8 protein-coding genes are annotated in these 7,348 nt (G+C 71.1%); 4 read left to right on the forward strand and 4 right to left on the reverse strand.

The genetic code is table 11. The features are described from left to right. Positions 1-16 precede the first annotated feature (16 nt). Together GRC12_RS17795 and GRC12_RS17800 are read left to right on the forward strand one after the other, a co-directional pair. Positions 17-931, forward strand: a complete 915-nt coding sequence (locus tag GRC12_RS17795; protein ID WP_208780287.1) for an LLM class flavin-dependent oxidoreductase — start codon at positions 17-19, stop codon at positions 929-931. A 49-nt stretch (positions 932-980) separates the two neighbouring features. Next, complete coding sequence (locus GRC12_RS17800; RefSeq protein ID WP_208780288.1) at positions 981-2,003, forward strand: LLM class flavin-dependent oxidoreductase; 1,023 nt, start codon at positions 981-983, stop codon at positions 2,001-2,003. Positions 2,004-2,161: 158 nt separating this feature from the next. On the opposite strand, the gene GRC12_RS17805 is transcribed toward GRC12_RS17800, so the two are convergent. Further along, positions 2,162-2,596 carry a tetratricopeptide repeat protein gene (locus GRC12_RS17805; protein WP_208780294.1) on the reverse strand — a complete coding sequence of 145 codons (435 nt, stop codon included), beginning with the start codon at positions 2,594-2,596 and terminating at the stop codon, positions 2,162-2,164. 55 nt (positions 2,597-2,651) lie between these two features. Continuing rightward, on the reverse strand, positions 2,652-3,758 hold the full coding sequence (locus GRC12_RS17810; protein ID WP_208780289.1) for an LLM class flavin-dependent oxidoreductase: 1,107 nt from the start codon (positions 3,756-3,758) through the stop codon (positions 2,652-2,654). Between the two features lie 146 nt (positions 3,759-3,904). Between GRC12_RS17810 and GRC12_RS17815 the strand changes: the two genes are divergently transcribed. After that, entirely contained in the window at positions 3,905-4,393 is a 489-nt protein-coding gene (locus GRC12_RS17815; protein WP_208780290.1) for a carboxymuconolactone decarboxylase family protein, read from the forward strand. Between the two features lie 17 nt (positions 4,394-4,410). Here GRC12_RS17815 and GRC12_RS17820 read toward each other — a convergent pair whose 3' ends face one another. After that, complete coding sequence (locus GRC12_RS17820) at positions 4,411-4,881, reverse strand: MarR family winged helix-turn-helix transcriptional regulator (RefSeq protein ID WP_208780291.1); 471 nt, start codon at positions 4,879-4,881, stop codon at positions 4,411-4,413. A gap of 100 nt (positions 4,882-4,981) precedes the next feature. On the opposite strand from GRC12_RS17820, the gene GRC12_RS17825 reads away from it, so the two are divergent. Further along, the gene (locus tag GRC12_RS17825) at positions 4,982-6,562 is read left to right on the forward strand and encodes a serine/threonine-protein kinase (protein ID WP_208780292.1); all 1,581 of its coding nucleotides are present in this window, start codon (positions 4,982-4,984) and stop codon (positions 6,560-6,562) included. 27 nt (positions 6,563-6,589) lie between these two features. On the opposite strand, the gene GRC12_RS17830 is transcribed toward GRC12_RS17825, so the two are convergent. Further along, on the reverse strand, positions 6,590-7,348 hold a 759-nt coding region (locus tag GRC12_RS17830; protein WP_208780293.1), incomplete at its 5' end, for a DUF5937 family protein.

The following is a 7,348-nucleotide window of genomic DNA, read 5'->3' on the forward strand; positions in this document are numbered from 1 at the left end:
TCGATACGTTGGAGGCATGCGCTTTGCCATCTCCATCCCCCAGTTCTACCTGGACGGCGAGTTCGATCCGGGAGCCTTCCGCGCCTACCTCGCGCGGGCCGAGGACCTCGGGTACCACAGCGTCTGGGCGCAGGAGTCGCCGCTCGGCAGCGGGGCGGTGCTGTCGCCGATGGAGGCGATGACGTACGCCGCCGCGTGCACGACCCGGCTGCGGCTGGGGACGACCGTCTTCGTGAGCACACTCCACCAGCCCGTCCACTTCGCGAAGGCGCTGGCGACCATCGACCAGATGAGCGGAGGCCGGCTGGAGGTGGGCGTCGGCTCCGGTGGCCCGAACCGGCCGTTCGCCGCGTTCGGCATGGACAAGGCCCGGTACCTGGCGCGGTTCACCGAGGGCATCGACCTCGTCAAGGCGCTGTGGACACGGCCGAGCGTCACCTTCGACGGCGAGTTCTGGCAGCTCGAGGACGCCGCCATGGAGCCCAAGCCGCTGCAGAAGCCGCATCCGCCGCTGTGGTTCGGTGGCTCGAGCGAGTCGGCGCTGCGGCGCGCGGTGCGGCTGGGGGACGGGTTCTTCGGCGCCGGCTCGTCCACCACGGCCGCGTTCCGTGAGCAGGTCGCGTTCGTCGCCGAGGAGGCGGCCAAGGCGGGCAGGACGGACTTCCCCGTCGCCAAGCGGGTCTACATCGACATCGACGAGGACGCCGAACGGTCACGGGAGCGGGTCAACGCCGGCCTGGCCCGTATCTACGGTCGCCGGATCGCCCGTATCGAGGCCGCCGCCGTCGCCGGGACCCTGGAGGAGTGCGTTGCGGGCGTCCGCGACGTGATCGACGCCGGCGCGGGCCTCGTCCTGTTCACCCCGCTCGGCGACCCCGCCCCGCTCGCGGAGCGCATCGCCGCCGAGCTGATCCCCGCGCTCTCCGTTTGATGTCACGCGCGTCCCGGAATGAACTCGGTCGTAGAACGTTGAACCACCTATGAAGAAGATCGGTTTTCTGTCGTTCGGGCACTGGACGCCGTCGCCGCATTCGCAGACACGGTCCGCCGCCGACTCCCTGCTGCAGGCGATCGACCTTGCGGTCGCCGCCGAGGAGCTGGGCGCCGACGGTGCCTATTTCCGTGTCCACCACTTCGCCAGGCAGCACGGCTCACCGTTCCCGCTGCTCGCCGCCATCGGTGCCCGCACCAGCCGGATCGAGATCGGCACCGGTGTCATCGACATGCGCTACGAGAACCCCATGTACATGGCCGAGGACGCCGGCGCCGCCGACCTCATCTCCGGCGGGCGGCTCCAGCTCGGGATCAGCCGGGGCTCACCGGAGCAGGTCATCGACGGCTGGCGGCACTTCGGGTACCGGCCCGCGGAGGGCAAGACCGACGCCGACATGGCCCGTGCGCACACCGAGGTGCTTCTGGAGGTGCTGAAGGGCGAAGGGTTCGCGGAGCCCAACCCGAACCCGATGTTCGGCAACCCGCCAGGGCTGCTGCGGATCGAGCCGTACTCCGAGGGACTGCGGGAGCGGATCTGGTGGGGGTCCGGTTCCGACGCGACCGCCGTGTGGGCCGCCGAGCTCGGCATGAACCTGCAGAGCTCGACCCTCAAGTACGACGAGAGCGGCGAACCGCTGCACGTCCAGCAGCGCAAGCAGATCGAGGCCTACCGCGAGGCCTGGCGCGCCGCGGGCCACGAGCGCGAGCCCCGGGTCTCCGTCAGCCGCAGCGTCTTCGCCCTCGTCGACGACCGGGACCGCGCCTACTTCGGCCGGGAACGCGACTCCAAGGACCACGTGGGGTACCTCGACGCCGACACCCGCGCGGTCTTCGGCCGCACCTACGCCGCCGAACCCGACGTACTCGTCAAACGGCTCGCCGAGGACGAGGCCATCGCGGCCGCCGACACCCTGCTGCTCACGGTGCCCAACCAGCTCGGCGTCGACTACAACGCGCACGTCGTCGAGAGCATCCTCACCCACGTCGCCCCGGAACTCGGCTGGCGCTGAGACATACCGTCAGGCAGAAGGCGGGTTGTCGAACGGCAGCGGCTGCCGCTCGGGGCGGACCGCGAGGCTTCCGCGGGAGCGGCGGCCTCGGGCAGCGTGAGCGGGGGGTCATCCGGTCGGCCCGGTGACCCCCCGCTCCTCGTTTCGGCCCCGCTCGCTCACTCGTCGTCGGGGAACTCGCCCGCGAACGCCGCGGCCATCCGCAGCCACGGCGTCGCCTCGTCCCGGCGTCCCTGGCGTTGCAGGGTGCGGCCCAGCATCAGGTGGGCGTAGTGCTCCACCGGGTCACGCTGGACGATCAGGCGCAACTGTTCCTCTGCGCGCCGCAGTTGTGCCGAGTGGTAGTAGGCACGGGCCAGCAGCAGCCTCGGCCCGGTCTGCTCCGGGGCCTCCTCGACCACGGCCGCGAGCAACCGCGCCGCGCCGATGTAGTCCCGGGCCTCGAACAGCAGCTGTGCCCGCTCCCAGCGCTCCGTGGTGGTCTCCTCGTGCGGCACGCCGGCACCGTTGTCGAACAGGTGCAGGGCGCTGGCCCACCGGTCGGGTGCCACGCCGTCGCCGGCGAGGTATCCGTTGAAGTTGTTGTCCGTCATGTTGCTGTCCGTCATCTTCCTTCCCGTCCTTCCTGCTGTCCGCGGCGGCGCCGGCTCACGCCACCGGTCCGGTGGCCTGCGCGCGCTCGGCGTCTCGGGCGGCGAGCAGGGACGCGTGGGTGGGTGCCTCGGGCACGTCGGCCGGCCGGTTCCTGGCGAACTCCGCACGCAGCACCGGTACGACCTCCTCGCCGAGCATGTCGATCTGTTCCAGCGCTGTTTTCAGCGGTATGCCGCCGCCGTCCACGACGAACAGCTGGCGCTGGTAGTCGCCGGCGTACTCGCGGAAGGTGAGCGTCTTCTCGATGACCTGCTCGGGGGTGCCGACCGTCAGCGGGGTCTGCTCCATGTACTCCTCCATGGACATCCCTCCGCCCATCACCGGTGAGTGGTCGAAGACCGGGCGGAACTCACGGACGGCGTCCTGGGAGGCGCGGCGCATGAAGACCTGGCCGCCCAGGCCGACGATCGCCTGCTCCGGGGTGCCGTGGCCGTAGTGCGCGTACCGGCGGCGGTACAGATCGATCAGCTTCGCGGTGTGCTCCTTGGGCCAGAAGATGTTGTTGTGGAAGAACCCGTCTCCGTAGTAGGCGGCCTGTTCGGCGATCTCCGGGGAGCGGATGGAGCCGTGCCAGACGAACGGCGGGATGCCGTCCAGCGGCCGCGGGGTCGAGGTGAAACTCTGCAGCGGCGTACGGAACCGGCCTTCCCAGTCGACGACGTCCTCGCGCCACAGCCGGTGCACCAGGGCGTAGTTCTCGACGGCGAGGCTGATGCCGTCGCGGATGTCCTTCCCGAACCAGGGATAGACCGGGCCGGTGTTGCCCCGTCCCGTCATCAGGTCGACGCGGCCGTCGGCCAGGTGCTGGAGCATCGCGTAGTCCTCGGCGATCTTCACCGGGTCGTTGGTGGTGATCAGCGTGGTCGAGGTGGACAGGATGATCCGCTCGGTACGTGCGGCGATCCAGCCCAGCAGCGTGGTCGGGGACGACGGGACGAACGGCCGGTTGTGGTGCTCGCCGGTCGCGAAGACGTCCAGCCCGACCTCCTCGGCCTTCAGCGCGATGGCCACCATCGCCTTGATCCGCTCGTGCTCGGTCGGGGTACGACCCGTGTTCGGGTCGGTGGCCACGTCGCCCACGGTGAAGATGCCGAACTGCATCGCCCTCACCCCTCCATCAGGTTGATACATCAACTAAGCCGGTGCAACGCGAGGTCCGTCACGGCTATTCCGACCGCCGGACATAACATCACCTGACGACAACCCGACGTGCGGGCCATCACGAACGGCCCCGGAGGAGACCCGAAGTGAGCGACCGCACCACCGGATCGGCACCGCGACGGATATTCATCGACAAACAGAGCCCCAAGGCCTTCCACGCACTCGTGCAGACCTCCGAGGCGGTGCGCGGGACAGCGGCCGACGCCGGGCTCGACCGCACCACCGTGGAACTGATCAACCTCCGCGTGTCCCAGCTGAACGGCTGCGCCTACTGCCTCGACGTGCACACGAAGGCGGCCCTGCGTGCCGGCGAGTCACCGAGGCGGCTGGGTGTCCTGGCGGCCTGGCGGGACACCGAGGTCTTCACCGAGCAGGAGCGCGCCGCACTCGCGCTGGCCGAGGTCACGACCGATCCGACGGACGCCGACGCGCAGGAGTCCGCGTACGAGGGGGCCCGGCAGATCCTGAGTGAGGACCAGATCTCGGCCGTGATCTGGGTGGCGGTCACGATCAACGCGTTCAACCGCGTGTCGATCCTCAGCAAGCATCCGGTCCCGCCGGTCCACGAGGCGTAGGCGTCACCGGCCCACGGTCAGGGCGCTTCCTCAGCGTCGAGCTTCTCCACCACGCGTTCGGAGATCCGGGCCAGCGTGCGCAGTTCCGCCGGTGTGACATGGTCGAGGAACAGCTCGCGCACCGCCTCCACATGGCGCGGGGCGGCGGCCTCGATCATCTCGCGCCCCGCGTCCGTGATGACCACGAACGCCCCGCGTCCGTCGTCGGGGCACTCGTCCCGCACGACCAGCCCGCGCTTGACCATGCGGGCGATGTGGTGGGACATCCGGCTCTTCTCCCACTCCAGCACACGGGCGAGTTCCAGGAACCGCCGCCGCCCGTCCGGTGCCTCGGACAGTTCGACCAGCACCGCGAAGTCCGCGGACGACACGTGGGACTCCGCCTGCAACCGGCGTGACAGCAGGCCCCACAGCCTGTCGTGCAGGCGGATGAAGCTCCGCCACGCGTGCTGCTCCTCCGGCGTCAGCCAGCGCACCGTCTCATCCATGCGGAAAGTGTAGACACGTCAACGAACCGGCTTGCCGTCTCCAAGAAGCTCCCGATGTCCGACAGGTCGTCCGCCAGGTCGTTCCTCTAAGCTCCGGGCCATGAACGACGGGGTGAGCGCCAGACGGGTCGTCGACGGGCGCTTCGAACTGGAGAGCAGACTCGGCGGCGGGGGCATGGGCACGGTCTGGCGCGCCCGCGACCTCCTGCTGCAGCGGAGCGTGGCGGTCAAGGAGGTCCGGCCCGCCGACCCGGACCTCGCCGAGTACGACCCGGACGCCGCGCGGATGCTGCGCGCGCGGGTGCTGCGCGAGGCCCGGGCGCTGGCTCGGGTGCAGCACCCGAACGTGGTGACGATCCATCACATCGTCGACGGCGGCGAGGGCACCTATCCCTGGATCGTCATGGAACTCGTCGACGGCGGCTCCCTCGCCGACCGGCTGGCCCGTGGCCCCATGGCGCCCGCCGAGGCGGCCCGCATCGGCCGAGGCGTGCTGGACGCGCTGCGCGCCGCCCACGCCGTCGGCGTCCAGCACCGCGACGTGAAGCCCGCGAACGTCCTGCTGCGCACCGACGGCAGGCCCGTGCTCACCGACTTCGGCATCGCCGCGATCCGTGAGTCCACCGCCCTGACCGCCACCGGTTCGATCATCGGCACGCCCGACTACATGGCCCCCGAGCGCATCTCCGGCGGCGACGGCGGACCCGCGTCGGACCTGTGGTCCCTGGCGATGATGCTGTACGTGGCCGTCGAGGGTCACCATCCGCTGCAGCGCGGAACGACGCTGGCCACGCTGGCCGCCGTACTCCACGAAGACGTGCCGCGGCCCCGGCGGGCCGGGGCGCTGACGCCCGTACTCGAACGCCTGCTCGTGCGGGATCCCGGCGCACGGCCGGACGCGGACGCCGTGGACGGACTGCTGGCCGCGGCGGCCACGGACGCCGCCCGACCGGCCACGACCTCCTATCCCCTCGCGCCACCACAACCACCGCAACCGCCGCAGCCCAGCACAGTCGTGCCCGGCCCGCGAAGACGGCGCGGTGCCGTGATCGCCTCGGTCGCGGCGGGCGCGCTGCTCGTGGGAACGGGAACCTGGGTGGCCCTGTCCGGCGGGGACGGCGAGAAGGCGTCGGCGAACTCGGGCCCCGGTCCGCGCGCCACGCCCACGACCTCGGCTTCCGCCTCCGTCCCGGCCGGGACACCTGCGCCCGCCGCTACGTCGAAGCTGGCCACGGGCATGCTGACGCCCGCCGGAATCCGCACCGCCATCAAGGCGGTCGAGGCCAAGACCGGGAGGACCAGCTTCGGCTCCCTGAACGTCTATCCCGAGTACGTGTCCATGCGGATGCTGGTCCCCGGGAGCCCCACCCATTTCGACAGCTACACCTACCGGCCCGGCGAGGGAGTCAAGAAGGACATCATCAGCGGCTCCCTCGGGGCCGAGAAGCCCGTCAGCCTCAAGGGCTTCAACTGGGACGCGGTGCCCTCACTGCTCGCGCTCGCCGAGAAGAAGTGCCATGTCGACAAACCGACCAGCCACTATCTGCTCCTGCAGTCGCCGAACCGCTTCACCCACTCCCCGGCCGGCATGGCCGTCTACCTCAGCGACGACTACGGCACCTGCTACGTGGCGGCCGATCCCCAGGGCAGGGTGACGCGGGTGGTGCCCGCCGAGGAGTGACGGCCGTGCCGTTCCCGAAGTAGCGCCCTATCCGCCCGTGACCAGCGCGTCCCCCAGCGCCGTCCGCTCATAGCGCACGTAATGGCCCTCGCGCCGTGCGTCGAGCAGTCCCGCCTGCCGCAGGGTCGTCAGATGGGCCGACACCGTGGACGGTGCCAGACCGTGGCGCTCGGCGAGTTCCGTCGTCGCGGCGGGGAGCGTCAAGTCGGCGAGCAGCGCGGCGCGTTGCCGGCCCAGGAGGCGGGCCAGCGCGGCGGGCGGGCGCGGTGCCGGCGTGGCATGGAAGCGGCCCATGCCCACGGCGGGGTAGATCACCGTCGGCTGCCACGGGCGGGCGAAGCCGCTGACCACGTCCGGCCAGACGAAGACGCTCGGCATGAGCAGGATGCCGCGTCCGTCGGCCCGTTGGGCGTCGGCCAGGTCGCCGTACATGCGCAGGGTGAGGGTGTGACCCGTCCAGTCGATGCCGGGATGGAGGCCGGTGAGGAGGGCGTCGAGGCCGCCGTCGGCCGCCTGGCGGGAGCGGGCGGCGATGTCGGCGGCGAGGACGGCATGGTGGCGCGGCCAGTCGGGGGCGAGCAGGGCGCGCCAGGCCAGTTCGGTGAGGTCGGCCAGCCGCCGGACGGTCGCGGCCGGGTCGTCGAGGGCGGCGCGGCCCTGGGGCGACTCGGCCGCACCCGGCGTGCAGGCGAGTGAGCGCGCGATCTCGGCGTGGGCAAGGGCGGGGTCGGTGGCGCGCATCCGAGCCAGTTCGTCCTCGATGGAGGGGGAGGGTTCCTGCGGGGG

The sequence above is a fragment of the Streptomyces griseorubiginosus genome (assembly GCF_017614965.1).
In the GTDB taxonomy this organism is placed as follows: domain Bacteria; phylum Actinomycetota; class Actinomycetes; order Streptomycetales; family Streptomycetaceae; genus Streptomyces; species Streptomyces griseorubiginosus_B.

Coding starts and splice junctions, on each gene's coding strand:
- GRC12_RS17820 (WP_208780291.1), bottom strand. CDS start 4,881: ATGGATGAGACGGTGCGCTGGCTGACGCCGGAGGAGCAGCACGCGTGG.
- GRC12_RS17805 (WP_208780294.1), bottom strand. CDS start 2,596: ATGACGGACAACAACTTCAACGGATACCTCGCCGGCGACGGCGTGGCA.
- GRC12_RS17795 (WP_208780287.1), top strand. CDS start 17: ATGCGCTTTGCCATCTCCATCCCCCAGTTCTACCTGGACGGCGAGTTC.
- GRC12_RS17810 (WP_208780289.1), bottom strand. CDS start 3,758: ATGCAGTTCGGCATCTTCACCGTGGGCGACGTGGCCACCGACCCGAAC.
- GRC12_RS17825 (WP_208780292.1), top strand. CDS start 4,982: ATGAACGACGGGGTGAGCGCCAGACGGGTCGTCGACGGGCGCTTCGAA.
- GRC12_RS17800 (WP_208780288.1), top strand. CDS start 981: ATGAAGAAGATCGGTTTTCTGTCGTTCGGGCACTGGACGCCGTCGCCG.